19 protein-coding genes are annotated in these 24,897 nt (G+C 75.2%); 17 read left to right on the top strand and 2 right to left on the bottom strand.

Annotated elements, in window-relative coordinates; translation table 11 throughout:
* Positions 1-832, top strand: an 832-nt coding sequence (locus ABZ570_RS12450) for an HAD-IA family hydrolase (RefSeq protein WP_358061147.1), incomplete at its 5' end; no start/stop codon positions are given.
* A gap of 31 nt (positions 833-863) precedes the next feature.
* On the opposite strand, the gene ABZ570_RS12455 is transcribed toward ABZ570_RS12450, so the two are convergent.
* A complete protein-coding gene (locus tag ABZ570_RS12455) occupies positions 864-1,199 on the bottom strand; it encodes an SCP2 sterol-binding domain-containing protein (protein ID WP_358061150.1) in 336 nt (111 codons plus the stop codon).
* 111 nt (positions 1,200-1,310) lie between these two features.
* Here ABZ570_RS12455 and ABZ570_RS12460 point away from each other — a divergent pair, with 111 nt between their 5' ends.
* The 5 genes from ABZ570_RS12460 to ABZ570_RS12480 all read left to right on the top strand — a co-directional run bounded on the left by ABZ570_RS12460 (position 1,311) and on the right by ABZ570_RS12480 (position 8,253).
* Positions 1,311-1,874: a hypothetical protein gene (locus tag ABZ570_RS12460; RefSeq protein WP_358061153.1), complete on the top strand. Its 564-nt coding sequence runs from the start codon at positions 1,311-1,313 to the stop codon at positions 1,872-1,874.
* Positions 1,871-2,134 carry a hypothetical protein gene (locus ABZ570_RS12465; RefSeq protein WP_358061156.1) on the top strand — a complete coding sequence of 88 codons (264 nt, stop codon included), beginning with the start codon at positions 1,871-1,873 and terminating at the stop codon, positions 2,132-2,134. Before ABZ570_RS12460 ends, ABZ570_RS12465 begins: the two co-directional genes overlap by 4 nt.
* Positions 2,135-2,156: 22 nt before the next feature.
* Positions 2,157-3,017: a TlyA family RNA methyltransferase gene (locus ABZ570_RS12470; protein WP_358061159.1), complete on the top strand. Its 861-nt coding sequence runs from the start codon at positions 2,157-2,159 to the stop codon at positions 3,015-3,017.
* A complete protein-coding gene (locus ABZ570_RS12475; RefSeq protein WP_358061162.1) occupies positions 3,014-3,898 on the top strand; it encodes an NAD kinase in 885 nt (294 codons plus the stop codon). Before ABZ570_RS12470 ends, ABZ570_RS12475 begins: the two co-directional genes overlap by 4 nt.
* Before the next feature lie 617 nt (positions 3,899-4,515).
* Positions 4,516-8,253 carry a S8 family serine peptidase gene (locus tag ABZ570_RS12480; RefSeq protein ID WP_358061165.1) on the top strand — a complete coding sequence of 1,246 codons (3,738 nt, stop codon included), beginning with the start codon at positions 4,516-4,518 and terminating at the stop codon, positions 8,251-8,253.
* A 42-nt stretch (positions 8,254-8,295) separates the two neighbouring features.
* On the opposite strand, the gene ABZ570_RS12485 is transcribed toward ABZ570_RS12480, so the two are convergent.
* Complete coding sequence (locus tag ABZ570_RS12485; RefSeq protein ID WP_358061168.1) at positions 8,296-9,282, bottom strand: helix-turn-helix domain-containing protein; 987 nt, start codon at positions 9,280-9,282, stop codon at positions 8,296-8,298.
* 90 nt (positions 9,283-9,372) lie between these two features.
* Here ABZ570_RS12485 and recN point away from each other — a divergent pair, with 90 nt between their 5' ends.
* The 11 genes from recN (at position 9,373) to ABZ570_RS12540 (ending at position 24,763) form a co-directional block, all read left to right on the top strand.
* On the top strand, positions 9,373-11,130 hold the full coding sequence (gene recN, locus ABZ570_RS12490; protein ID WP_358061171.1) for a DNA repair protein RecN: 1,758 nt from the start codon (positions 9,373-9,375) through the stop codon (positions 11,128-11,130).
* A 116-nt stretch (positions 11,131-11,246) separates the two neighbouring features.
* Positions 11,247-12,425 carry a putative cytokinetic ring protein SteA gene (steA, locus tag ABZ570_RS12495; protein ID WP_358061174.1) on the top strand — a complete coding sequence of 393 codons (1,179 nt, stop codon included), beginning with the start codon at positions 11,247-11,249 and terminating at the stop codon, positions 12,423-12,425.
* Positions 12,426-12,453: 28 nt separating this feature from the next.
* On the top strand, positions 12,454-13,395 hold the full coding sequence (locus tag ABZ570_RS12500) for a copper transporter (protein WP_358061177.1): 942 nt from the start codon (positions 12,454-12,456) through the stop codon (positions 13,393-13,395).
* 87 nt (positions 13,396-13,482) lie between these two features.
* Positions 13,483-14,349, top strand: coding sequence for a hypothetical protein (locus ABZ570_RS12505; protein ID WP_358061180.1), 867 nt, complete (start codon positions 13,483-13,485; stop codon positions 14,347-14,349).
* 1 nt (position 14,350) lies between these two features.
* Entirely contained in the window at positions 14,351-16,036 is a 1,686-nt protein-coding gene (locus tag ABZ570_RS12510; RefSeq protein WP_358061183.1) for a lipid II flippase MurJ, read from the top strand.
* Between the two features lie 118 nt (positions 16,037-16,154).
* Positions 16,155-17,285: a glycosyltransferase family 4 protein gene (locus ABZ570_RS12515; protein WP_358061186.1), complete on the top strand. Its 1,131-nt coding sequence runs from the start codon at positions 16,155-16,157 to the stop codon at positions 17,283-17,285.
* Positions 17,285-19,738 (top strand): hypothetical protein, encoded by a 2,454-nt coding sequence (locus ABZ570_RS12520; RefSeq protein WP_358061189.1) that lies wholly within the window; start codon positions 17,285-17,287, stop codon positions 19,736-19,738. Before ABZ570_RS12515 ends, ABZ570_RS12520 begins: the two co-directional genes overlap by 1 nt.
* 150 nt (positions 19,739-19,888) lie before the next feature.
* Positions 19,889-21,646 (top strand): CTP synthase, encoded by a 1,758-nt coding sequence (locus ABZ570_RS12525; RefSeq protein WP_358061192.1) that lies wholly within the window; start codon positions 19,889-19,891, stop codon positions 21,644-21,646.
* A gap of 76 nt (positions 21,647-21,722) precedes the next feature.
* The gene (locus ABZ570_RS12530) at positions 21,723-22,328 is read left to right on the top strand and encodes an NUDIX hydrolase (RefSeq protein ID WP_358061195.1); all 606 of its coding nucleotides are present in this window, start codon (positions 21,723-21,725) and stop codon (positions 22,326-22,328) included.
* A 336-nt stretch (positions 22,329-22,664) separates the two neighbouring features.
* Positions 22,665-23,780 carry an alanine dehydrogenase gene (gene ald, locus ABZ570_RS12535; protein WP_358061198.1) on the top strand — a complete coding sequence of 372 codons (1,116 nt, stop codon included), beginning with the start codon at positions 22,665-22,667 and terminating at the stop codon, positions 23,778-23,780.
* Positions 23,781-23,785: 5 nt separating this feature from the next.
* A complete protein-coding gene (locus tag ABZ570_RS12540) occupies positions 23,786-24,763 on the top strand; it encodes a site-specific tyrosine recombinase XerD (protein WP_358061201.1) in 978 nt (325 codons plus the stop codon).
* Positions 24,764-24,897: the final 134 nt, after the last annotated feature.

A 24,897-nucleotide genomic window follows, 5' to 3' on the forward strand; every position in this document is an offset into this window, starting at 1 on the left:
CGCACGGCCAGCTCGCGTACCGCCCGGTCGGCGGCCTCGGAGAGCAGGATCGCGGTCCGCCGCGACCGCCGAGCTGCTGCGCGACCGGCTGCCGGCCGGCGCGCCGGTGCTCGTGGTCGGGGCGGAGGCGCTGCGGGCGGAGTTGCGTGCCGCCGGCCTGCGGCCGGTGTCCTCCGCCGACGAGAACCCCGCCGCCGTCGCCCAGGGGTACGGCCCGGAGGTCGGCTGGGTCGACCTGGCCGAGGCGTCCTTGGCGGTACGGGCGGGTGCGGCCTGGTACGCGACGAACACCGATCGGACCCTGCCCAGCCCACGCGGCCCGCTGCCGGGCAACGGCTCCCTGGTCGCGGTGCTGCGTACCGCGTTGGGGCGGGAGCCGGACGTGGTGGTGGGCAAGCCGGAGCCGGCGCTGTTCGCCACTGCGGCCCGCCGGGCGGGTGCGGGGCGGACCCTGGTGGTCGGCGACCGGCTGGACACCGACATCGAGGGTGCCCGCCGGGCCGGCCTGGACAGCCTGCTGGTGCTCACCGGGGTGAGCGACGTACCCGAGCTGCTGGCCGCTCCCGAGCAGCGCCGTCCGACGTACGTCTCGGTCGACCTGGCCGGGCTGTTCGACCCGGCGGCGGTGGTGCGGGTGCCGGGTGTGTCCCATGCCGGCGGCTGGTCGGTGATCGTCACCGACGGCGGGCTGGTCCTCGACGGCGCGGGACGCCCGCTCGACGCCCTCGCTGCCCTCTGCGCGGCGGCCTGGTCGGCGGCGGCCGACCCGCGGGTGCGGCCGGTCTCCCCGGCGGCGGAGGAGGCACTCGCCGCGCTGGGCCTGCCCGGCTGAGGCGTCGGGCCTGCCCCCGGCCGACCGGCGGTCAGAGCATCTTGCGAAGCTTCATCAGGTCGAACGGGTTCGCCTTGATCGACACCCGCCGGCCGGTGACCGCCTTGGCCATGTCGAGCTGACCGTTCACCAGCGCGACCAGGTCGTCGCTGGTGGTGCTGAGCGCGATCTTGGCCTGCGGATCGTCGCCGTCGGTCAGGTCGACCAGCCGGCCCCCTTCGAGGCGGCCGTGGAACGCGGTGTCGAGGTCGGTGATCCGGCAGGCCAGGGTGCGGTCCAGGTCGATCCGGCCCTGCATCTCGGCGTGCTGCTCCAGCCGGGCGGCCAGCTCCTGCAACGCCTGCCGGCACTCGTCCACGCTGGCCACATCGTCTCCTCACCACGCGCCACGCCGTTCCCCGGCACCGTACCGCAATGGGGTGTCCGGGGTGCCCGGTAGCGTGACACCAGCACACTCGCCCCGCGGAAGGACTCAGGCATGCAGGACGCGTGGCGCGCCTACCTCGAGCTGGCCATGGGCCTGACGGAGGCGCCCCGGAAGAAGGCCCAGGACACCGTGCGACGCGTGGTCGGGCAGGGGGGCGCGACCGCCGCCCAGCTCCAGGCGTTCGCCGAGGAGCTCGTCTCCACCGGCATGGCGAACCGGGAGGCGTTGACCAAGCTGGTCCGCTTCGAGGTGGACCGTGCGCTGGGCGCGGTCGGGCTGGCCACCGCCGACGAGGTCGCCGAGCTGACCCGCCGGGTGCGCGCGCTGGAACGGCAGCTGCGCGAGGCACAGCCCGCCCCGGCGGTCCTGGCGGCGGCATCCGCCGCCGAAGCCCCGACCTCCGGCGCCCCGGCGGCCCCGACCAGCTCGGTGCCCGCCCCGACCAAGGTGGTGGCGAAGAAGACGGTGGCAAAGAAGACGGTGGCGAAGAAGACCGTCGCGCGGAAGTCGGCGGCGACGGCCGCGGACGCCTCGGCCGAGCAGTCGCCGGCCACCCCGGCCCGGCGGGTCAAGAAGGCCACCCCCCGCAAGCGGACCGGCGGTGCCGGGTCGTGACCGCCCCGTACCGTCCCGGGCCGCCGCCGGTCCCGCGCCCGGGCCCGCCACCCGGCGGCCCCCGTCCCGGGCCGCCGCCGGGAGTGCGGCCGGCGCCCGTGCCCGTCGAGGAGATCGGCGACGACCGGCACCCCGCGGTGGACGCCGCCGTACAAGCGATGATCAACGCCGAGGCGCTGTCGCCGGCGGACCAGATCGCCCAGTACGAGGCGGCGTACGAGACGCTGCGCGAGACCCTGGCCAGCATCGACCAGACCTGATCGATCGGAGAGAGAACCGCCCATGGCACGTCGCACCCGGCTGGATGCCGAACTCGTCCGCCGCGGTCTGGCCCGCTCTCGCGAGCAGGCGGCCGCGCTGGTGGAGGCCGGCCGCGTCCAACTGCGTGGCGTGCCCGCCCGTAAACCCGCCGCGATGGTCGACCCGGCCGACCCACTGCTGGTCACCGGCGAGAACCCCACCACCGAGTACGTCTCGCGGGGCGGGCACAAGCTCGCCGGGGCGCTCGCCGCGTTCGCGTCCGGCGGGTTGACCGTGGCCGGCCGGCGCTGCCTGGACGCCGGCGCGTCCACCGGCGGCTTCACCGATGTGCTGCTGCGTGCCGGCGCGGCCGAGGTGGTGGCGGTCGACGTCGGGTACGGCCAGTTGGCGTGGTCGCTGCGCAACGACGACCGGGTGCACGTCTTCGAGCGCACCAACGTCCGTACCCTCACCCCGGAGGCCGTCGGCGGCCCGGTCGACCTGACGGTGGCCGATCTGTCGTTCATCTCGCTGCGCCTGGTGCTGCCGGCGCTGGCCGGCTGCACCAGGCCGGACGGTGACCTGGCGCTGATGGTCAAGCCGCAGTTCGAGGTGGGCAAGGAGCGGGTCGGCGCGGGCGGGGTGGTCCGCGAACCGGCGTTGCGCGCCGAGGCGGTGCTCGACGTGGCCGCCGCGGCGGCGCAGCTCGGCCTGGGGCTCGCCGACGTGGCCGCCAGCCCGCTGCCGGGGCCGAGCGGCAACGTCGAGTTCTTCGTATGGTTACGCCGGGACGCGCCCGCCGCCGATCCCGAGCGGGTACGCGCGGTGGTGGCCGCCGGCCCACAGGGCTTCCCGGCCGCGGCCGACGCGGCGGACGCCGCGAGTGAGGAGGTGCCCGGGTGAGCCGGACCGCTCTGCTGGTGACGCACACCGGCCGCCGACGCAGCACCGAGCACGCGCGGGCGGTGGCGGCGGACCTCATCGCGGCCGGCTTCGAGGTGCGGGTGGTGGCCGAGGAGGCCGACGACCTGGACCTGCCCGGTGTGGTGCCGGTGACCGGTCCGGAGGCCGCCGAGGGGGCCGAGATCGTCTTCGCCCTCGGCGGGGACGGCACCTTCCTGCGCGCCGCCGAGCTGGCCCGGCCGGCCAAGGCGCCGCTGCTCGGCATCAACCTCGGCAAGGTCGGCTTCCTCGCAGAGGCGGAGATCGACGACCTGGACAGCGCCGTACGGTGCGTTGTCGCGCGAAACTACACGGTGGACGAACGGCTCACCCTCGACGTGACCGCTGAGTTCGACGGTGGCCCGACCATCGAGTCGTGGGCGTTGAACGAGATCAGCGTGGAGAAGGGCGAGCGCGCCCAGATGCTGGAGCTGATGGTCGACGTGGACGGCCGGCCGCTGTCCCGGTACGGCTGCGACGGCGTGGTCTGCGCGACCCCGACCGGCTCCACGGCGTACGCGTTCTCCGGCGGCGGGCCGGTGGTCTGGCCGGAGGTGGAGGCGCTGCTGCTGGTGCCGATCAGCGCGCACGCGCTGTTCAGCCGCCCGCTGGTGACCGCGCCGACGTCCACCTTCGCGATCACGGTGGACCCGTTCACCACCCTCGCGGTGCTGTCCTGCGACGGCCGGCGGGTGTACGACCTGCCGCCGGGTGCCCGGGTCACCGTGCGCCGGGGCGCGCTGCCGGTGCGGATCGTGCGGCTGACGGCGCGTCCGTTCACCGACCGGCTGGTCGCCAAGTTCGACCTGCCGGTGCAGGGCTGGCGGGGCAGTCGCCGCTGAGTGCGGGCTCAACGGTCGGGGTGGAATGGAGCGCGCCGCGGCGCGCGGTCGGCGTACCCGTACCGCATGGGCAACGGGTTACGGTAGGAGCCTCCCCCGGAGGCGGTGTGCCGCCGCCGGGGCCGGCAGCGGCCGTCGAACCCGACGGTCACCGGGGCGTACGGGCTGCGTTGAGGTGGAGTCCGGGCGGGGCGGTGCGGCCGTGCCCGCTCGGACGCGTGGTCCGGCGGCCGTGAGCCCGACCAGGGGGTGGTCGGGAACGCGGCGGTCGGGGTGCCGGAGGAGTTGCGGCCGGCCGCGGCGGGCGGACCGGTGAGCCGGACCCGGCCGGGTGTCGACCCCGGCCAGGTCGTCGGCGCCGTGAGCCGACGCCGGAGGAAGCGGCGGCTCGCGAGCCGAGCGGCGAACTCCGTCCGGCACCCCGACCATCAGCCAGTACCGTCGCAGGTCGGCAACCGGCCGGCCATCCGGCGGTCCGACCCTGGCAGGCCGTTGTCCACCTGGCGACATGTCGCCGATGCGGCAGGCCGCAGCTAGTGACCGCTCGATGATCTTCGTCGCAGACTCCGAACGGTCGGTCTCCTGGGACCGGCCCTCGGAGTAGAGGAGCGCATCGTATGCACTGGCCCCCACGCTGGCTTGCCGCCAGCGCGGTCGGCGCGCTGGTGGTCGGGTTCGCCGCACCGGCGTCCGCCGACCCACCCGCCCGGACCACCGCCCCGGCACCGGCCGCGTCCATCCTGGGCACCGCGCCCGTCCGCATCACCCTCATCACCGGCGACCGGGTCGAGCTGGCGCACGCCGCCCCCGGCCGGGTCGCCGCCACCGTTCACCCCGGCCCCGGCCGCGAGCGGATCACCTTCCACACCGTGTCGGCCGACGGCGGGCTGCGCGTCCTGCCCAGCGACGTCGTGCCGTACGTCTCCGCCGGGGTGCTCGACGCCGATCTGTTCGACGTGCAGGAGCTGGTCGCCGAGGGGTACGGCGACGCCGCGCAGGACGAGCTGCCGCTGATCGTCCGCTATCAGGAGCCGGCCGCCGACCGGCTCCGTCCGCTGGCCGGGGCCGCCGCCCGGCCGCTCGAGAGCATCAACGGCGCGGCGCTGCGCGTCGCCAAGGGCGACCTCGGCCAGGTTTGGAGCGCGCTGAGCTCCGCACCGGCCGCGCGGACCGCCGCGAACGGGCCGGTCCGACTCGGCGCCGGCATCGCCCGCATCTGGCTGGACGGGCGGGTCCACCCGGCGCTGGAGCACAGCGTGCCGCAGATCGGAGCCCCCGCTGCCTGGGCGGCCGGCCGGGACGGCACGGGCGTCCGGGTCGCGGTCCTCGACACCGGAGTCGACGCCACCCACCCGGACCTGGCCGGCCGGATCGCCGAGACGCAGGACTTCACCGGCGGCGGCAGCGCCCGGGACGGGCACGGCCACGGCACCCACGTGGCGGCCACCATCGCCGGTGGCGGCGCCGCGTCCGACGGGCTGCGCAAGGGCGTCGCGCCCGGTGCGAAGCTGCTGATCGGCAAGGTGCTCGACGACGGCGGCAGCGGCTACGACTCGGGGATCATCGCGGGCATGGAGTGGGCCGCCCACTCCGGCGCGAAGGTGATCAGCATGAGCCTCGGCGGCCCGGCCACCGACGGCACCGACCCGATGAGCCAGGCGGTCAACGACCTCACCGCCGAGACCGGGGCGCTGTTCGTGATCGCCGCCGGGAACGAGGGCGCGGCGGGCACCGTCGGGACGCCGGGCGCGGCCGCCGCGGCGCTCACCGTCGGCGCGGTGGACCGCGACGACAACCTGGCCGACTTCTCCAGCCGTGGCCCGCGCCTGGGCGACAACGGCCTGAAGCCGGAGATCACCGCGCCGGGCGTCGGCATCGTCGCCGCCCGTGCCGCCGGCACCGCCATGGGTACGCCAGTGGACGACGCGTACACGCGGGCGTCCGGGACGTCGATGGCGACTCCGCACGTCGCCGGCGCGGCGGCGATCCTCGCGCAGGAACACCCGGACTGGACCGCCCGGAAGCTCAAGGACGCGTTGGTCAGCACGACGAAGGCGAACCCCGCGCTGACGGTCTTCGAGCAGGGCGGCGGCCGGGTCGACGTGGCCCGCGCGCTGAGCCAGCGGGTGTACGGCTCAGCCACCGCCGACTTCGGCCGGCTGAACACCGGCGGTGCGGTGGTGGAGCAGACCGTGACGTACACCAACGGCACCGGCGCGGCCCAGACCCTGCGGCTGGCGCTGGAGCTGCGCAACCTGGACACCGGTGCGACCGAGCCGGACGGGGTGTCGCTCGACGGCGCCGAGGTGACGGTGCCGGCCGGCGGCACCGTGAACGTTCCGCTGCGCGCCGACCCGGCGAAGCTGGACCGCGGGGTGTACGGCGGGTGGCTGGTGGCGACCGGTGCGGACGGTGTCGCGGTGCGGACGGCCGTCGGCCTGACCCTCAGCGGCCCGCTGCACTCCGTCACCATCAAGGCGCTGGACATGCAGGGTCAGCCAGGCGGGGCACCGGTCGTGACCCTGTTCGGCGAGCATCGGGAGTCCGACCGGCTCGGCTTCCTCTTCCGCGGGACGGAGTGGCAGGTGCAGGTCGAGGAGGGCCCGTACCTGCTGGAGGGGCTGATCGAGCACGGCGTCCCGCTGGACGAGCAGCTCACCCTGGTCACCGACCCCGAGCTGACCGTCGACCGGGACCTCACCCTGGTGCTGGACCCGCGCAAGGGCACGCCGGTGCGGATCGAGACGCCGAAGCCCAGCGAGCAGCGGGACACCCTCAGCTTCTACGAGCACCGCGTCTTCGGCAACGGCCGGCAGGTCGACCACGGCGTGATGGCGTTCAGCACGGTCCAGCAGGTGAACGTCACGCCGACCCGGCCGGTGCGCCAGGGCGAGTTCGAGTTCGCCTCCCGCTGGCAGCTGGTCGCCCCCATGGTGGACGCCCGGGTCAGCAAGGTCTCCGGTCCGCTGGACATCAACCTGCTGGGTCGGTCGCCGGCTCCGGCCGGCCGACGGAAGCTGCCGCTGGTCTGGGCGGGCGACGGCACCGCCGCCGAGCTGGCCCGGGCCGGGGTTCGGGGCGCGGCCGCGCTGGTCGCCGGTAGCTACGACCGCGCCGAGGAGGACCAGATCGCCGACGCCGCGGCGGCCGGCGCCGCGATGGTGCTCATCGTCCGTCCGGCGGACCGGAGCGCATGGACGGTCTGGCGTCCGGACGGGGACCGGCTGCCGATTCCGTCGCTGGTGGTCGCGTACGACGACGGGCAGCCGACGATCGCGGCGGCGAAGAGCGGCCGGGCCACCCTGGACGTGACGCTGACCGTGGACAGCCCCTACCTGTACGACGTGTGGCAGGTGTCGCAGGGGCGGGTCCCGGATCGGATCGTGCACCGGGTCACCGCGGACAACACCGCCGAGGTGACCGCCCGCTACGCCGACACCGGCGGATTCGACTGGGCCAGCGAGCAGCGGTTCGGGTGGCGTCCCTGGCAGGAGTACTCGTGGAACGACGACCAGCGGATGGTGCGCACCGGCACCGTGCGGCAGGAGTTCGTCAGCGCCGGGGACTCCTGGTGGCAGCAGCGGGTGCTGCACCGCCTCCCCTGGTCCGACTGGGGTCCGCTGGTCGGCGGGCTCGTCCAGCCGCCCCGGCGGTACGCCGCCAACGACCGGGTCACCGAGACCTGGCACGGCTCGGTGGTCCGGCCGGCTGTGCCGGCGGGCGGCGGGGCGCCGGTGCCCACGCGCACCGGCGACACTCTGAACCTGCGGCTGGCCGAGTTCGTCGACGCGGACGGCCACTACGGTCCGGCCCGGGTCAGCGAGGAGTGGGACAAGGTGCAGGCCCGGCTGAGCCGGGACGGGCAGCAGATCGCCGACCTCTCCCGTGGCTGGGCACCGGTGTCGACCACCCCGGGTGCGGCCCGCTACCGGCTGGACCTCAGCACCGAGCGCTCCTCGGAGGAATGGCGCTGGGCGACGCGTACCGAGACGGCGTGGCAGTTCACCTCGGCCCGGCCGGCCGGGGACGCCGCCCAGCCGCTGCCGCTGCTGCAGGTGGACTACCAGGTCCCCGCCGACCTGGGCGGCGAGGCGCCCGGCGGTCAGCCGCACCAGCTCGGGCTGACCGTGCGCCAGCCGGCCGGCGTGCCGACGCCGACCGGTGTCGGGGTGCGGGTCGAGGTGTCGTTCGACGGCGGGCACAGCTGGACGACGGTGCCGGTGCGCGGCTCGGGCACCCGGTTCACCGCCATGGTGCCGGCCGGGCACGGCACGGTGTCGCTGCGGGTGCACGCCGATGACCGCGCTGGCAACAGCGTCGACCAGACCGTGCTCGACGCGTACGGGCTGCGCTGACCGGACGGGGCGGGACGGCTCCCCGCCGCCCGCCCCGTCGCCTCAGATCCAGCCCCGGCAGGCGGCCTGGAAGGCAAGCCCCGGCCGGGTGTCCACGCCGGCGACAGCCATCAGGTCGGCCAGCCGCCGCTGCACGGTACGGCGGCTCACCCCCAGCTGGGAGGCGATGGACTTGTCCGGGACCCCGGCCACGAACAGGGCGAGCAGCCGAACCTCGTCGGGGTCCGGCCGGTAGCCGTCGACGGCCTGCCCGTCGACCGGCGGGGCGGACGAGCGCAGCGGCGTGGATATCCGCCAGTAACTCTCGAAGAGGGCGATCAGTGCGTCGAGCAGCTGGCTGCGGCCGATCACCGCGGCGCTCGGTTCGCCGCTCTCCCGGTCCGGCACCAGCGGGCAGATTGCCGTCCGGCCGTCCACGATGGCCAGCCGCACCGGCAGCCGGTCCAGCACCCGGGCCTGCTCTCCGGCGCGTACGCCCCGCTCGATGTCCTCGAGCCCGCCCGGTTCGAGGAGCATCTCGCGTTCGTAGATGGCCCGGTAGCGCACCCCGCGGGCCAGCGCGTCGAACTCCTCGACGTTGTCCTGGCCGGGCATGGCCAGCGGGTTGGCCCGGCAGAACCAGAGCACCTCGACCCGGGCGCCGTCCTGCGCGTCCCGCAGGCGCTCACGGAGCACCCGCGCCCCGGTGATCACCTCCACCAGGTGGTCGGCGTCGTGCCGCCGCATCCCGGCGCGGTACTCCTCGGTCAGCTGGGTGACCGCCGAGCGGGCCGCCTCCAGCGCCTCCTGCCGGCGCAGCAGCGCCTCACCGAGCGGGACGTCGGGGGCAAGCGGCCGCAGCGGCCCGTCCGGCTCCGGCCCGATCGGCAGCACCAGCCCCTTGCCACGCAGGGCCTCGAGTTGCGCGACGACCTCCGCGCGCGGCCGGCGCAGCCGCTCGACGAGCTCGTCGACCCGGGCCGTGGTGAGCTGGACGAGGGAGCGGTACAGCTCCTCCTCGCCGGGGGTCAGGCCGATCACGTCCAACACGGGGCAGAACTGTACGACGTCACGCGCCGTGCCCAGATGCGGCGTCGCCGGCTGGTCAACTGTCGGGGACCGCGTCTAGTGTCGGGTGCTGTGCTGGAAGAGCTGCGCATCACCGGACTGGGCGTCATCGAGGACACCACGCTGCCGTTGACCGGCGGGATGAACGTCATCACCGGGGAGACCGGTGCGGGCAAGACCATGGTGGTGACCGGTCTCGGCCTGCTCTTCGGTGGCCGGGCGGACGCCGGCCGGGTGCGGGCCGAACCGGGCCGTGCCGTGGTGGAGGGGCGGCTGCGCCTACACGGCCGGGTGGGCGAGACGGTGCACGCCCGGATCACCGACGCGGGCGGTGAGCCCGACGAGGATGGTTCGCTGCTGCTGAGCCGGACGGTCACCGTGGAGGGCCGCTCCCGGGCGCACCTGGGCGGCCGGAGCATGCCGGTGGCGATGCTGGGCGAGGTGGGCGAGCAGGTGGTGGCCGTGCACGGCCAGTCCGATCAGCTCCGTCTGCTGCGCCCGGCCGAGCAACGGGCCGCGCTGGACCGGTTCGCCGGCCCCGAGCACGAGAAGCTGCTCGACGCGCTGCGCGAGGCGTACACCCACTGGCGGGCGGTGGTCGACGACCTGGCCGACCGGCGGCGCAACGCCCGCGAGCGCCACCAGGAGGCGGATCTGCTCCGCCTCGGCCTGGACGAGATCACCCGGGTGGATCCGCAGCCCGGCGAGGACGACGAGCTGAAGGCGGAGGCGCAGCGCCTGGAGCACGCGGAGGGGCTGCGGACGGCGGCCCAGCTGGCCCACCAGTGCGTGGCCGGCGGGGAGGAGGCGACCGACGACAGCCCGGACGCCACCGCGCTGCTCGGCACCGCCCGGCGCACCCTCGAGGCCCAGGCCGGCACCGATCCGGCTCTCGGGGAACTGGCCGTGCGGCTGGAGGAGGCGGCCACGCTGGTGGCCGACGTGGCCGCGGAGCTGTCGGCGTACCTGGCCGCGCTGGACGCCGACCCGGCCCGCCTGCAGGCCGTCTACGAGCGGCGGGCCGCACTGCGCGGGCTGACCCGCAAGTACGCCGACGACGTCGACGGGGTGATCGCCTGGGCCGAGCGGGCCCGCACCCGACTGTCCGACCTGGACACCTCCGACGAGCTGCTCGACGAGCTGGAGAAGGAGTCGTCCCGGCTGGCCGGGGAGGTGGCCGAGCTGGCCGGCCGGGTCTCCACCTCGCGCCAGGAGGCCGCGGTCCGCTTCGCCGAGCAGGTCACCGTCGAGCTGGCCGGGCTGGCCATGCCGCACGCCCGGATCGAGGTGGCGGTGCTGCCCCGCCCGGCCGGGCGGGCCGAGCCGAGCCTCCCGGTCAACGGCGTCGAGGCCGGGGTCGGCCCGGACGGGGCCGACGAGGTGGAGCTGCGGCTGCTGGCCCACCCGGGCGCGCCGGCGCTGCCGTTGCAGCGGGGCGCCTCCGGCGGTGAGCTGTCCCGGGTGATGCTCGCCATCGAGGTGGTCTTCGCCGGGTCCGGCGGCCCGCCCACGCTGGTCTTCGACGAGGTCGACGCCGGGGTCGGCGGGCAGGCGGCGGTGGAGATCGGCCGGCGGCTGGCGCGGCTGGCCCGCAGTCATCAGGTCCTGGTGGTCACCCACCTGCCGCAGGTCGCCGCGTTCGCCGACCGCCACCTGGTGGTGGCGAAGGACACCGGGGGAGCGGTGACCACCAGCGGGGTCCGGGTGGTGGAGGACACCGAGCGGGCCCGGGAGCTGGCCCGCATGCTCGCGGGTTTGCCGGATTCGGACCTGGGTATTGCGCATGCCGAGGAACTCCTGGCCGTGGCGGCCAAGGAAAGGCGCCCGTGACCGGGTTTGTGACCGCAAGCACACCGGGCTGCGCTCCGGTGTGCTTCCCTGGGTAGGCGGCCCTGCTCAGGCATGTCGCGACAGCAAAACCTGCCTCACATGCCAGGATGGTCACGATGCGTCTACCCACGTTGCGCCGGACCCGGAACGCGGAACCGGGCTCAGTCCACGGCACCGCGCGCCTCGACCGCCGGACGAAGCGGCTGGTCGGCCGGCTCCGGCCCGGAGACATCGCGGTCATCGACCATGTCGACCTGGACCGGGTGGCGGCCGACTCGCTGGTCGCGGTCGGGGTCGCCGCCGTGCTCAACGCCAAGCCGTCGGTCTCCGGGCGGTATCCGAACCTCGGCCCCGAGGTGCTGATCGCCGCCGGCATCCCGCTCCTGGACGACCTCGGTGAGAGCGTCTTCGAACAGATCCGCGAGGGCGACCTGGTCCGGATCGAGGGCAACACGGTCTACGTCGCAGACGAGCCGATCGCGCACGGGGCGCTGCAGGACGCCGAGACGGTGGCCAAGTCGATGGCCGACGCCCGCGAGGGGCTGTCGGTGCAGTTGGAGGCGTTCGCCGCCAACACCATGGACTACCTCAAGCAGGAACGGGACCTGCTGCTGGACGGGGTCGGCGTGCCGGAGATCCAGACCCGGATCCAGGGCCGGCACTGCCTGATCGTGGTCCGGGGGTACGACTACAAGGCCGACCTGGACGTGCTGCGCCCGTACATCCGGGAGTTCAAGCCGGTGCTGATCGGCGTGGACGGCGGCGCGGACGCGCTGGTCGAGGCCGGTTACACCCCCGACGTGATCATCGGCGACATGGATTCGGTCACCGACGACGTGCTGCGCTGCGGTGCCGAGGTGATCGTGCACGCCTACCCGGACGGCCGGGCGCCGGGCCTGGCCCGGGTGGAGGGCCTGGGTGTGCCGGCCATCACCTTCCCGGCGGCGGCGACCAGCGAGGACCTGGCCATGCTGCTGGCCGACGAGAAGGGCGCCTCGCTGCTGGTGGCCGTCGGCACCCACGCCACCCTGGTGGAGTTTCTCGACAAGGGCCGGGGCGGCATGGCCTCGACCTTCCTGACCCGGTTGAAGGTGGGCGGAAAGCTGGTCGACGCCAAGGGCGTGAGTCGGCTCTACCGGCAGAGCATCTCCGGCTCCTCGCTGCTGCTGTTGGTCCTCTCGGCGGTGGCCGCGATGGCCTCCGCGGTGGCGGTCTCCACCGTCGGGAAGGCGTATCTGGGCGTGGTCTCCGAATGGTGGGACAATTTCGTGTTCCAGCTCGGCCAGCTCTTCTAGCTCCCCGACCTACCAAAAGGCTGCAAGCGTGATCAACTTCCGGTACCACGTGGTGTCCCTGACCGCGGTCTTCCTGGCCTTGGCAATCGGCCTGGTGGTCGGCACGGCCGCCCTCAACGGGCCGGTCGCCGACTCGCTCAGGGAGCGGGTCAACGCGCTGAGCAAGGACAACTCGCAGATGCGCCAGTCGGTCAACGACATGCAGAAGGAACTCAACATGGAGGAGGACTTCGCCGCCGAGGTGGCGCAGGTCGTCCTCCCCGGCAAGCTGACCGGCCACCGGGTGTTGGTGCTCACCCTGCCCAGCGGGCGGGAGCACGCCGAGGGCGTGATGAAGATGCTCCAGCTGGCCGGGGCCGACGTAACCGGCCGGATCGACGTCCAGGACAAGTTCATCAACCCGGAGAGCAACAACAACCTGCTGGAGCTGGCCGTCTCCGCCACCCGCCCCAACAGCGTCTCCACCGCCAACCTGCCGGGCAACGGGCACGGCGTGGAGACTTCCAGCGCGCTGCTGGCCACCATCCTGCTGGACCGGCCGGCGGGCACCCCGCCGGTCACCGACGCGGACCGCCGGACGGTGCTGCAGCAGTACACGAGCGGCGGGTACGTGACCGCGCAGGACAAGGTCTCCGGGCCGGCCGAGGCGGTCGTGCTGGTCAGCGGGCAGCCGTACGTCGACAAGGACGCGGCGAGGAAGGACGAGTCGGTGGTGAAGATCGCCGAGCAGTTCGACCGGACCGGCGCGATCGTGGTGGGCGGCATGGGCTCGGCCGGCGACAACGTGGTCGCTGCGGTCCGGAGAGACCCGGTCCTCTCCCAGAGCATCTCGACCGTCGACAACGCCAACACCGTGCAGGGCCAGGTCGTCACCAGCCTCGCCCTGGTGCAGCAGCTGACCGAGAAGAAGGCCGGCCAGTACGGTGTCGGTGACAACGCGGCGGGGCTGCTGCCTAAACTGCCGCAGTGAGCGAGCGGAGCGGGGCGGCGCGGTGAGCGGCCGGCCGCTGCCCGGTCCGCGCCGCGCCGCGTACGGCATCCGGATCGGAGGGGTCGCGTGACCAGGTGGGGTCGGCTGCTGGCCGTCGGGGCGGGAGCGGTCGCCGCCCGCTACCTGCTGCGGGAGGTGCGTACCTCCCCGGGCGCGCCGGCGCTGGAGCGCACCAACTTCCGGGGCCGCACGGTCACCCTGGCCGCCGGCCCGGCCCTGGCCGTCGGGGCGGCCACCGCGGGCGCGCTCGGCGCGGGCAGCGCCCCCGCGGGCGCCGCCGCCCTGCTCGCCGGAGTGGGCGCCGGCACGGTCGGGCTGTACGACGACATCGTCGGCGCGCGCCCGGAGCAGAAGACGGCCAAGGGCTTCGCCGGGCACCTCGCCGCGCTGCGCGAGGGGCGGGTCACCGCCGGGCTCGTCAAGATCGTCGGGGTCGGCGCGGCCGGTCTCGGCGCCGCCGCGCTGCTCGCCTGCGACCGCCGGGTCGCCGCCCACCCCCGCCGGCAGCGGGCCGGCACCCTCGGCCGCGGCCTCGACGTGCTGCTCGGCGCCGGCGTGGTGGCCGGCACCGCCAACCTGGTCAACCTGCTCGACCTGCGCCCCGGCCGGGCGCTGAAGGCGGGCATGCTGCTCGGCGCGCCGCTGTCCACCGGCGCGTGCGGGGGGATCGCCGCGGGCGCGGTGGGCGCCGCCGCCGGGCTGGTCCGGGAGGATCTCGACGAGCGGGTGATGCTCGGCGACAGTGGCGCCAACGCGCTCGGCGCGCTGCTCGGGGTGAGCCTGGCCGCGCGGACCGGGCCGCTCGGCCGGGCCGGGGTGCTCGCCGCGCTCGCCGCGCTCACCGCCGCCAGCGAGAAGGTCAGCTTCACCCAGGTCATCCAGCGGACCCCGGGGCTGCGGGAGCTTGACGCGCTGGGCCGGCTCGCGGACTGACGTGACAAAACCGGCATCCCTCGCCGGCGCCGGCCGGGTGGCCGGAGCGGCCGCCCTCATCGCCGTCCTCACCGTGGTGAGCCGGCTCGTCGGCTTCGGCCGTACCGCCGTCTTCACCTGGACGCTCGCCCCCACCGACCTCGGCGGCGCGTACGTCATCGCGAACAACCTCCCGAACTTCATCTTCGAGATCGTCGCCGGTGGGGCGCTGGCCAGTCTCGTCGTACCGCTGCTGGCGGGGGCGGCCGAGGCGGGCGACCGGCGGGCCGTGGCCGCCACCACCGGGGCCCTGCTCACCTGGGTGGTCGCCCTGCTGGTGCCGCTCGCCGTGCTGGTCGCGCTGCTCGCCGACCCGTTGGTCTCGCTGCAGGGGGGCGGCCTCAGCGAGGTCCAGCACCAGGCCGGAGCCCGGATGCTGCGGCTGTTCGCCCCCCAGCTGCCGCTGTACGGCGTGGGCATCGTGCTCACCGGGGTGCTCCAGGCGCACCGGCGGTTCGCCTGGCCGGTGATCGCCCCGCTGCTGTCCAGCGTCACCGTCATCGCGGTCTACCTCGGCTTCACCGCCGTCGAGGGGCGGCTGGCCACGGTGAGCGAGGTCGGCCGGGGCGGTGAGCTGCTGCTGTCCGGCGGCACCACACTCGGTGTGGTGGTGCTGTCGTTGTCCCTGCTCATCCCGCTGCGCCGGTTGCGGCTGCCGCTGCGGCCGGGCTTCCGGTTCCCGGCCGACGCCCGGGCCCGGGTCGGCGGGCTGGCCGTCGCCGGGGTGGTGACCGTGGCCGCGCAGCAGGTCGCCCTGATGGTCGCGCTGAACGAGGTCTCGTACGGGTCGGAGGCCAGCCCGGGCATCTACAACATCGCGCAGCCGATCTACTTCCTGCCCTGGGCGGTGCTGGCCGTGCCGCTCGCCGTGGCCGCGTACCCGACCCTGGTGGCGGCCCGGGCGGCCGGCGACGAGCGGGCCTACCGGGAGACCCTCGCCCCGGCGGTGCGCGGCGTGGTGCTGTTCAGCCTGTTCGGCGCCGCCGCGCTGGTCGGCACGGCGATCCCGGTCGGGCACTTCTTCTTCGCGCCGGACCTCGCGGGCCCGGCCGCGGCCGCCATCGCCGGCTTCGCCCCCGGCCTGCTCGGCTACGGCCTCTTCGCCGTGCTCACCCGGGCCCTGTACGCCCGCGGCGAGACCCGGTCGGCGACCGTCGTCACCGCGGTCGGTTGGCTGACGGTGCCGGCGCTGGCGGTGCTGTTCGGGCACCTGCTGCCGCTGTCCGACCGGGTGCTGGCGGTGGCCCTGGCCACTTCCGCGGGCATGCTGGTGCTCGGTGGGCTGCTGATCGCCGCCGTGCTCCGCTCCGCCGGCCGGGCGGCCCTGCTGGGCGTCGGCCGGGCCGGGGCCGCCGGCCTGCTCGCCGCCGTGGTGGCCGGGCTCGGCGGAGCGGGCGCCTCCCGCTGGCTCGCCAGCCTCGGGACCCCGACGATGGCGCAGGCGCTCGTGCAGGGCATGCTGTGCGGGGCCGTGGTCGGCGTACTTTTCTTCGCCGTCGCCTGGCTGATCGACGCGCGGGACGTCCGGCCGCTGCTCGCCGCGGCGGCCCGCCGGCTCCGGCGGCGGCGGGCGTCGGGCGGCAGCGGCACGCAGGCGGACCAGCGCCCCGCGGATCGGGGCGACGGGAAGGAGACCGTTACTCGGTGAGCGCGAGGAGTGAGCCGGGTTTGCGAGCCCCGCAGTCGCGAACGGAGGGCGGGCACGGTGAGCGCGAGGAGTGAGCCGGGTTTGCGAGCCCCGCAGTCGCGAACGGAGGGCGGGCACGGTGAGCGCGAGGAGTGAGCCGCGGTGGCCCGGCTCGGTGGCCCTGGTGCTCGCCTCCAGTACCGGCGGGGTGGGGCAGCACGTCCGCTCGGTGGCCCGGGGGCTGACCGCCGCCGGGGTTTCGGTGCTGGTCTGCGGTCCGGTGGCCACGCAGGACCAGTTCGACTTCACGGGGGTGGGTGCCCGGTTCGCACCGGTGGAGATCCCGGCCAGCCCCACCCCGGCCGACGCGCGGGCGGTGGCCGCGCTGCGTCGGGCGCTCGCCGCCACCGGGGTCGACGTCGTGCACGCGCACGGGCTGCGGGCCGGTCTGGTGGCCGTCCTGGCCCGGCCGGCGGCGCCGCTGGTGGTGACCTGGCACAACGCCGTCATCGCCGGCGGGTTGCGGGGGCGGCTGTCCCGGCTCGCCGAGCGGGTCGTCGCCCGCTCCGTGCGGGTGGCGCTGGGCGCCTCCAGCGACCTGGTGGAGCGGGCCGCCGCGCTGGGCGCGGCCGACGCCCGCCTCGCCCCGGTGGCCGCGCCGGAGCTGCCCTCGCCGCACCGCCGTCGGGCGGCTGTCCGCGCCGAGTTCGGGGTGGCTCCCGACCGTCCGCTCATCCTCTCCGTGGGCCGGCTGCACCCGCAGAAGCGGTACGACATCCTGGTCGACGCGGCGGCCCGGTGGCGTGTCCTGACTCCGCCGCCGCTGGTGCTGATCGCCGGCAGCGGGCCCGCCTACCTGCAGCTCGCCGCGCGGATCTCGGCCACCCGGGCGCCGGTGATCCTGCTCGGGCACCGCACCGACGTGGCCGACCTGCTGGCCGGCGCCGACCTGGCCGTGGTGACCAGCGACTGGGAGGCCCGCCAGCTGTTCGCCCAGGAGGCGTTGCGCGCCGGCGTGCCGCTGGTGGCGACCGCCGTCGGCGGCCTCCCGGAGCTGGTCGGCGACGCGGTGGTACTGGTGCCCGCCGGTGACGTCGACGCGGTCGACGCGGCGGTCCGTGACCTGCTCGACGACGATCCTCGCCGGGCCGAGCTGGCCCGTCGGGGCGCCGCCCAAGCCGCGACCTGGCCGACCGAGGCGGACACGGTGGCCGCCCTGGCTGCCCTCTACGCGGAGCTGGTGCCCGAGCCGTCGACGGGGAAGACGTGATGCTGCGCAGGCTGACGCCGGTCCTGCTGGCGCTGGTCGTGGTGGTGCTCGGTATCACCGCGCTGGCCGCCCGCCCGAACAGCGGGGACCCCGGACGCGGCGCCGACTTCGTGGTGCTGGCCGGGGTGGCCGGGCTGCGCTGGGACGACGTGGACCCGGAGACCACCCCGACGCTGTGGCGGATGGCCGAGGAAGGTTCCATCGGCTCCCTCTCGGTGCGCTCCGGGCACCGGCCGACCTGCCCGGTCGACGGCTGGCTCACCCTCGGCGCCGGCAACTTCGCCGCCTGGAACGGCAACCGCCCGTCCGGTGGCTGCCCGGCGGCCGGGGTGGCCGTCGAGCAGCCCGACCGGATCGGCGCCTACCTGCCGGACCACGAGAGCGTCGTCGCGTACAACCGCGACAAGCTCGCCTGGGGTGCCACGCCCGGCGCGCTGGCGGAGTCCGTCCGCTGCTCGGTGGCGGTGGGGCCGGGTGCGGCGGTGGCCGCCGCCCGCCCGTTCGGCCGGGTCGACCGGTACGCGCCGGTCCTCCCCGATGATCCGGCCCGCCTGCTCGGGTCGTGCGTGCTGAGCATCGTCGACCTGGGCGCCGTCGACGGCACGGACCGGGCGACCCGGGCCGAGCAGGCCCGGGAGGCCGACGCCCAGCTTGCCCGGGTGCTCGCGGCCCGGCCGCCTCGCTCGCTGGTGATGCTCGCGGGTGTCGCCGACACCGACGCACCGGCCCGGCTGCACGTGGCCGTCGCGAACGGCCCGGGCTGGGAGCGGGGCTGGCTGACCTCGCCGAGCACCACCCGCGAGGGTTACCTGCAACTGGTGGATCTGGCCCCCACCGCCCTCGCCGTGCTGGACCGGCCGATGCCAGAGCGGCTCTTCCTCGGCCGGGCCGCGGTGCCGGTCGGCGGGCGCCCGGCCGACCTGCGTACCGCGATCGACATGCCGGCGGACGCGGACCGCGAGGCGGGTGCGCTGCGCCCGGTCGCCGGCTGGTTCTTCACCGTGCTGGCCCTCGCCCAGGTGGCCCTCGGCGTGGCGGTTCTGCCGCTGCTGCGGCGGGCCCGCCGGCACGCCGGCCCGCACGGGCCCGAACCGGCGTCCCGGCGGGTGGTGGCGGTCGTGGAGCTGCTGCTGGTCGCCGCCGCGCTCGCCGTGCCCGCCGCCCTGCTCGCCGACGCCGCGCCGTGGTGGCGCGGTGCGCACGCCGGCTGGTGGTTCGCGGCGGTGACCGCTCTGCTGATCGTCGGGGGCACGGCCGCCGTCCGGTTCAGCCCGGGGCACGACCGCACCCTCGGCCCGCTCGGCGCGGTGGCCGGGTTGGCCACCCTGGTGGTCGGCGCGGACGTGCTCACCGGCTCACGGTTGCAGCTCAACGGTGTGGTCGGCTACTCCGCCCTGGAGGGCGGCCGGTACGCCGGCCTCGGCACCGTCGGTCTGGGCGTGTTCATCGCCGGCTCGCTGCTCTGCGGCGGCTGGCTGGCCCAGCGGGTGCCCCGGGCCTGGCGTCCGGTGGTGATGGTGGCGGTGGGCGGCGCGGCCGTGGTGGTCGTCGGCAGCCCCTACCTGGGGGCGGACTCGACGGGCGCGGTCGCGCTCGCCGCCGGGGTGAGTGTGGCGGCCGCGATCTGCATCGGCGGCTGGCTGACGGTGAGCCGCCTGTCCTGGGCCACGGTGGCCGGGTTGGCGCTCAGCATCGGCCTCGCCGTGATCGACCTGCGCCGGCCGGAGGCCGAGCGGGGCAGTGTGGGCCGGTTCCTCGCCGCCCTCGGCGAGGGCACCGGCGGGCTCACCCTGCACCGGTCGAGCGCCGCCAACATGGAAACCCTGGTCAACAGCCCGCTCACCGTCCTGGCCGTGGCCGGTGCCGCGTTGGTCTGGCTCGCCCTGCTCCAGCCCTGGGGCGGCCTGCTGCGGCTGTTCGGCATCTACCCGGCGATCCGGGCCGCGATGGCCGGCACCGGGGTGGCCGCCGGCATGGGCGGGGTGCTGGGCGGCGCCGCGCTGGACGTGGCCGGGGCGGCGGCTGCCCTGGTGGTGCCGATGGCGGCGCTCGCCGCCCTGCGGGTGCTCGACCATGCCACCGACCGCACCCTGCCGGGCGGGCGGCCCGGCGCCGAGCAGGGCGGCGGCGGGGCCAGGGGACCGGGAGGTGGTGGTACCCGCCCGGGTGGCGGCCCGGCGCCCGGCTCCGCCGACGCGCAGGCCGCCGACGCGAAGGCCGCCGACCGGGGGGCTGCCGACCGGGGGGCCGGCGGGGTCGGCGGGTCGGGTGACCCGGCTGGGCCGACCGGGGCCGTCGGCGGCGGGGGCGCGGAGGCCCGGAGCGGGGCAGCGAACGCCGCCCCGCCGGGCGAAGCCACCGCGGGCTCGCAGGCGTCGACCGGGCGGGCCGGCCGGTCGGTGCGGGTGCCCGCCCAGGGTGCCCCGGCGTCGGTGGAGGTGCCCTCCGGCTGAGGCGGAAGCGGTTTCACGTGCGCCGACGGTGGGTGCGACGCTGGTCCGGGGCGGGGAAGGTGTTACCGTGGAATCCCGTGGATCGCGTGATCATTTCGGTGATCGGCACGGCGGTTCGCACGACCGCTACGGACGACACGGGAGCAGGCCTTGGCCCCTTCAGCACGGACGACCAGGCACATTTTCGTCACCGGGGGCGTCGCCTCCTCGCTGGGTAAGGGCCTCACCGCCTCCAGCCTCGGCAACCTGCTCACCGCGCGCGGGCTGCGGGTGGTGATGCAGAAGCTCGACCCGTACCTCAACGTCGACCCGGGGACGATGAACCCGTTCCAGCACGGCGAGGTCTTCGTCACCGAGGACGGCGCCGAGACCGACCTCGACGTCGGCCACTACGAGCGGTTCCTGGACCGGGACCTGTCCGGCAAGGCGAACGTCACGACCGGGCAGATCTACTCGGCGGTGATCGCCAAGGAGCGGCGCGGCGAGTACCTGGGCGACACGGTCCAGGTCATCCCGCACATCACCAACGAGATCAAGTCGCGGATCCTCGGCATGGGTGAGCCGGACGCCGAGGGCCAGGTGCCCGACGTGGTGATCACCGAGGTCGGCGGCACGGTCGGCGACATCGAGTCGCTGCCGTTCCTCGAGGCGATCCGGCAGGTCCGCCACGACCTGGGCCGGGACAACTGCTTCTACCTGCACGTGTCGCTGGTGCCGTACCTGGCGCCGTCGGGCGAGCTGAAGACCAAGCCGACCCAGCACTCGGTGGCGCAGCTGCGCAGCATCGGCATCCAGCCGGACGCCCTGGTGCTGCGCTGTGACCGGGAGATCCCGGACAAGGTCAAGGAGAAGCTCTCCCTCTACTGCGACGTGGACCGGGAGGCGGTCACCGCCGCCCCGGACGCGCCGAGCATCTACGACATCCCGAAGGTGCTGCACCGGGAGGGTCTCGACGCGTACGTGGTGCGCCGGCTGGGCGTCTCGTTCCGGGACGTGGACTGGACCAGCTGGGACGACCTGCTGGACCGGGTGCACCAGCCGCGTCACACGGTGACCGTGGCGCTGGTCGGCAAGTACGTCGACCTGCCCGACGCGTACCTGTCGGTGAGCGAGGCGATCCGGGCCGCCGGTTTCGGCCACCGGGCGCGGGTGCAGCTGCGCTGGGTGCCCAGCGACGACTGCGTCACCCCGGCCGGCGCGGCAGCGGCCCTGGCCGGCGTGGACGGCATCGTCATCCCCGGCGGGTTCGGTGTGCGCGGGATCGAGGGCAAGATCGGCACCGCCCGGTACGCCCGGGAGAACGGCATCCCGCTGCTCGGCCTCTGCCTCGGCCTGCAGTGCATGACCATCGAGGCGGCCCGCCACCTGGCCGGCCTGGACGGGGCGAACTCGCTGGAGTTCGACGAGGAGGCGAAGCACCCGGTCATCGCCACGATGGCCGACCAGGAGGACATCGTCGCCGGCAAGGGCGACCTGGGCGGCACGATGCGGCTCGGGGCGTACCCGGCGAAGCTGGCCGAGGGCTCGCTGGTCGCCGAGGCGTACGGCAGCACCGAGGTCAGCGAGCGGCACCGGCACCGGTACGAGGTGAACAACGCCTACCGTGACCAGCTCACCAAGGCCGGGCTGCACATCTCGGGCACCTCGCCGGACGGCCGGCTGGTCGAGTTCGTCGAGCTGGACCGGAAGCTGCACCCGTTCTTCGTGGCCACCCAGGCGCACCCGGAGCTGAAGAGCCGGCCGACCCGGCCGCACCCGCTGTTCGCCGCGTTCGTCAAGGCGGCCGTCGCGTACTCGCAGGCCGACCAGCTGCCGGTCGACCTGCAGACCGCCCCGCCGGAGGCGGCGGCCGCGAAGGCGACCCGCGCCGGCGCCGCCGCCGCGGCGAAGGCGGCGTCGGGGTCGTGAACGAGCGCAGCGAGCGAACCATTCGGCGAAGCAGCGGGGTGTCTCGCGCCGCCGTCGAGCGGAGCGAGGCAGTGGCGTGAGCGGGGTCGAGCACCGGTACGAGGTGACCGCGCACCGGCAGGTCTGGTCCGGCCGGATCTTCTCGGTGGTCAGCGACGACGTCACCATGCCCGGTGGGGGCACCGCCTCCCGCGACTACGTGCGGCACGTGGGCGCGGTGGCCGTGGTGGCGCTGGACGACGCGGGCCAGGTGGTGCTGATCCGGCAGTACCGGCACCCGGTCGGCCGGCACCTGTGGGAGCTGCCGGCCGGGCTGATGGACGTCAGCGGCGAGGACCTGGCCGCCGCGGCGGCCCGCGAGTTGGCCGAGGAGGCCGACCTGACCGCCGGCACCATCGACGTGCTGGTCGACCTGCACACCTCGCCGGGCTTCTCGGACGAGGTGGTCCGGGTCTTCCTGGCCCGGGACCTCGCCGACGTGCCCGCCGAGCAGCGGCACGACCGGCGCGACGAGGAGGCCGACCTCCAGGTCGTCCGGGTCGACCTGGACGAGGCGGTCGGGATGGTCCTGGCGGGGGAGATCACCAACGCCGCCTGCGTGGCCGGGCTGCTCGCCGCCGCCCGGGCCCGGGAGTCCGGCTTCACCGAGTTGCGCCGGCCGGAGGCGCCGCTGCCCCGCTGAGGGCGGCCACGACGACGCAGGGGCCGCGCGGCGGCGACACCGGGCGGCCCCTGCGCCCGGCCGCCGCCGGCCGACCGGCGAGGCGCGGACCGACCAGCCGGCCGATCTGGCGCCGGTTGCCGCGAGCCCGGCCCGGCCGGCGTCGTTCCACCGCCCGAACCGATCGATGCCTGACACATCGTCAGGACGATCAGACACCGGATATCAGTGTGCTGCTCCCGGGATGCTCCCCGCGCGCCTAGACTGCCGCCGGCAGGACCGGTGGACCGTGTCGGCGAAGGGGCCGCTGCGGCGCCGCAGTCGGGGGTGAGCAGCCCCGGAAGAAGGTGTCTGCACGTGAAGGTCGGAATCCCCCGAGAGGTCAAGAACCACGAATACCGCGTGGCGATCACGCCCGCGGGCGTCAACGAGTTCACCCGCCACGGCCACGAGGTCTTCGTCGAGTCCGGCGCGGGTGTCGGCTCCAGCCTCACCGACGACGAGTTCGCCGCCGCCGGCGCGAAGATCCTCGCCACCGCCGACGAGGTGTGGGAGACCGCCGAGCTGGTGCTCAAGGTCAAGGAGCCGGTCGCCGAGGAGTACCACCGGATGCGCGAGGGGCAGGTGCTCTTCACCTACCTGCATCTGGCCGCCTCCCGGGAGTGCACCGACGCGCTGCTCGACCGCAAGGTCACCGGCATCGCGTACGAGACGGTCGAGCTGCCCGACCGGTCGCTGCCGCTGCTCGCCCCCATGTCCGAGGTGGCCGGGCGGCTCGCCCCGCAGGTCGGCGCCTTCTACATGATGCGTACCGGCGGCGGGCGCGGCGTGCTGCCGGGCGGCGTGTCCGGCGTGTACGCGGCCAAGACGGTGGTCATCGGCGCCGGGGTGGCCGGCATGAACGCCGCCGCCATCGCGCTCGGCCTGCAGTCCGAGGTGCTGCTGCTGGACAAGAACGTCGCCCGGCTGCGCCAGGCCGACGCCATCTACCGCGGCCATCTGCAGACCGTCGCCTCCAACGCGTACGAGATCGAGCGGGCCGTGCTCGACGCGGACCTGGTCATCGGCGCGGTGCTGGTGCCCGGCGCGAAGGCGCCGAAGCTGATCTCCAACGAGCTGGTCTCCCGGATGAAGCCGGGCAGCGTGCTCGTCGACATCGCCATCGACCAGGGCGGCTGCTTCGAGGACTCGCGCCCCACCACGCACGCGGACCCGGTCTACACGGTGCACGAGTCGATCTTCTACTGCGTGGCGAACATGCCGGGGGCGGTGCCGAACACCAGCACGCACGCCCTGACCAACGTCACCCTGCCGTACGCCCTCGAGCTGGCCAACCAGGGCTGGCGGCAGGCGCTGCGCAACGACGCGGCCCTGGCGCTGGGCCTGAACACCCACGCCGGCCGGGTCGTCTACGGCCCGGTCGCCGAGGCGCACGACCTGGACGTCCTGCCACTGGCCGAGGTGCTCAGCTGACCACTGTGACGCAAGGGGCCGGTGCGGAACCCGCGCCGGCCCTGCGCCGTGCCGTCCGCGGCTACCTGGACCACCTCACCGTCGAGCGTGGACTCTCCGTGAACACCCTCGCCGCGTACCGCCGGGACCTTGATCGCTACCTCGCCACCCTGGCCGCGGCCGGGGTGACCGACCTGGCCGCCGTCGGGCCCGCCGCGGTCGAGGGTCACCTGGCCCGGCTACGCGCCGGCGACGCCGACCATCCGCCGCTGGCCGCGTCGTCGGCGGCCCGCGCCGCCAGCGCCGTCCGGGGCCTGCACCGCTTCGCGCTGCGCGAGGGACTGGCCGGCGCCGACCCCGGCCGCGACGTCCGCCCGCCCACCCCGCCGCGCCGGCTGCCCCGGGCGTTGCCGGTCGACGCCGTCGTGCGGCTGCTGGAGACGGCCGGCCCGGTCACCGCCACCGGCGACGCGGCACCCCGCGCGCTGCGCGACCGGGCGCTGCTGGAGTTCCTGTACGGCACCGGCGCGCGCATCTCCGAGGCGGTCGGCGCGGTGGTGGACGACCTGGACGTGGCGGAGGGCACCGTCCTGCTGCACGGCAAGGGTGGCCGCAGCCGCCTCGTGCCGGTCGGCGGGTACGCGGTCGAGGCGCTGCGCGCGTGGCTGGTCCGGGGCCGCCCAGCGCTGCTCGCCGCCGGCTGGGGCACGCCGGCGGTCTTCGTCAACGCCCGGGGCGGCCCGCTGACCCGGCAGGGCGCCTGGACCGTCCTGCGTGGCGCGGCCGAACGGGCCGGCCTGCCGGTGACCGGACCCGAGGCGGTCTCCCCGCACACCCTGCGTCACTCGTACGCCACCCACCTGCTCGACGGCGGCGCCGACGTGCGGGTGGTGCAGGAACTGCTGGGCCACGCCTCGGTGACCACCACCCAGGTCTACACGTTGGTCACCGTGGAACGGCTGCGCGAGGTGTACGCGACCGCCCACCCGCGGGCTCGTGGCTGACCTCTTCGGACCCGTCCCGGCGGGCGCGCGGGCCGACACGCCGACCCGGTACCGAACGCGCTGCTGGCGGGTGGCGTACAGTCGGCATCGGCGTGGACCTCATGGGGCGACGAACCGGGGGTACGCAGCGGCGC

Origin of the sequence: Micromonospora sp. NPDC007271, assembly GCF_040634005.1 — a bacterium.
Classification (GTDB): Bacteria; Actinomycetota; Actinomycetes; order Mycobacteriales; family Micromonosporaceae; genus Micromonospora.

What these genes read in the sequence shown, in the direction of transcription:
- ABZ570_RS12460 (WP_358061153.1), top strand. Translation starts at nt 1,311, where the DNA reads ATGCAGGACGCGTGGCGCGCCTACCTCGAGCTGGCCATGGGCCTGACG.
- ABZ570_RS12520 (WP_358061189.1), top strand. Translation starts at nt 17,285, where the DNA reads ATGCTGCGCAGGCTGACGCCGGTCCTGCTGGCGCTGGTCGTGGTGGTG.
- ABZ570_RS12480 (WP_358061165.1), top strand. Translation starts at nt 4,516, where the DNA reads ATGCACTGGCCCCCACGCTGGCTTGCCGCCAGCGCGGTCGGCGCGCTG.
- ABZ570_RS12470 (WP_358061159.1), top strand. Translation starts at nt 2,157, where the DNA reads ATGGCACGTCGCACCCGGCTGGATGCCGAACTCGTCCGCCGCGGTCTG.
- steA (WP_358061174.1), top strand. Translation starts at nt 11,247, where the DNA reads ATGCGTCTACCCACGTTGCGCCGGACCCGGAACGCGGAACCGGGCTCA.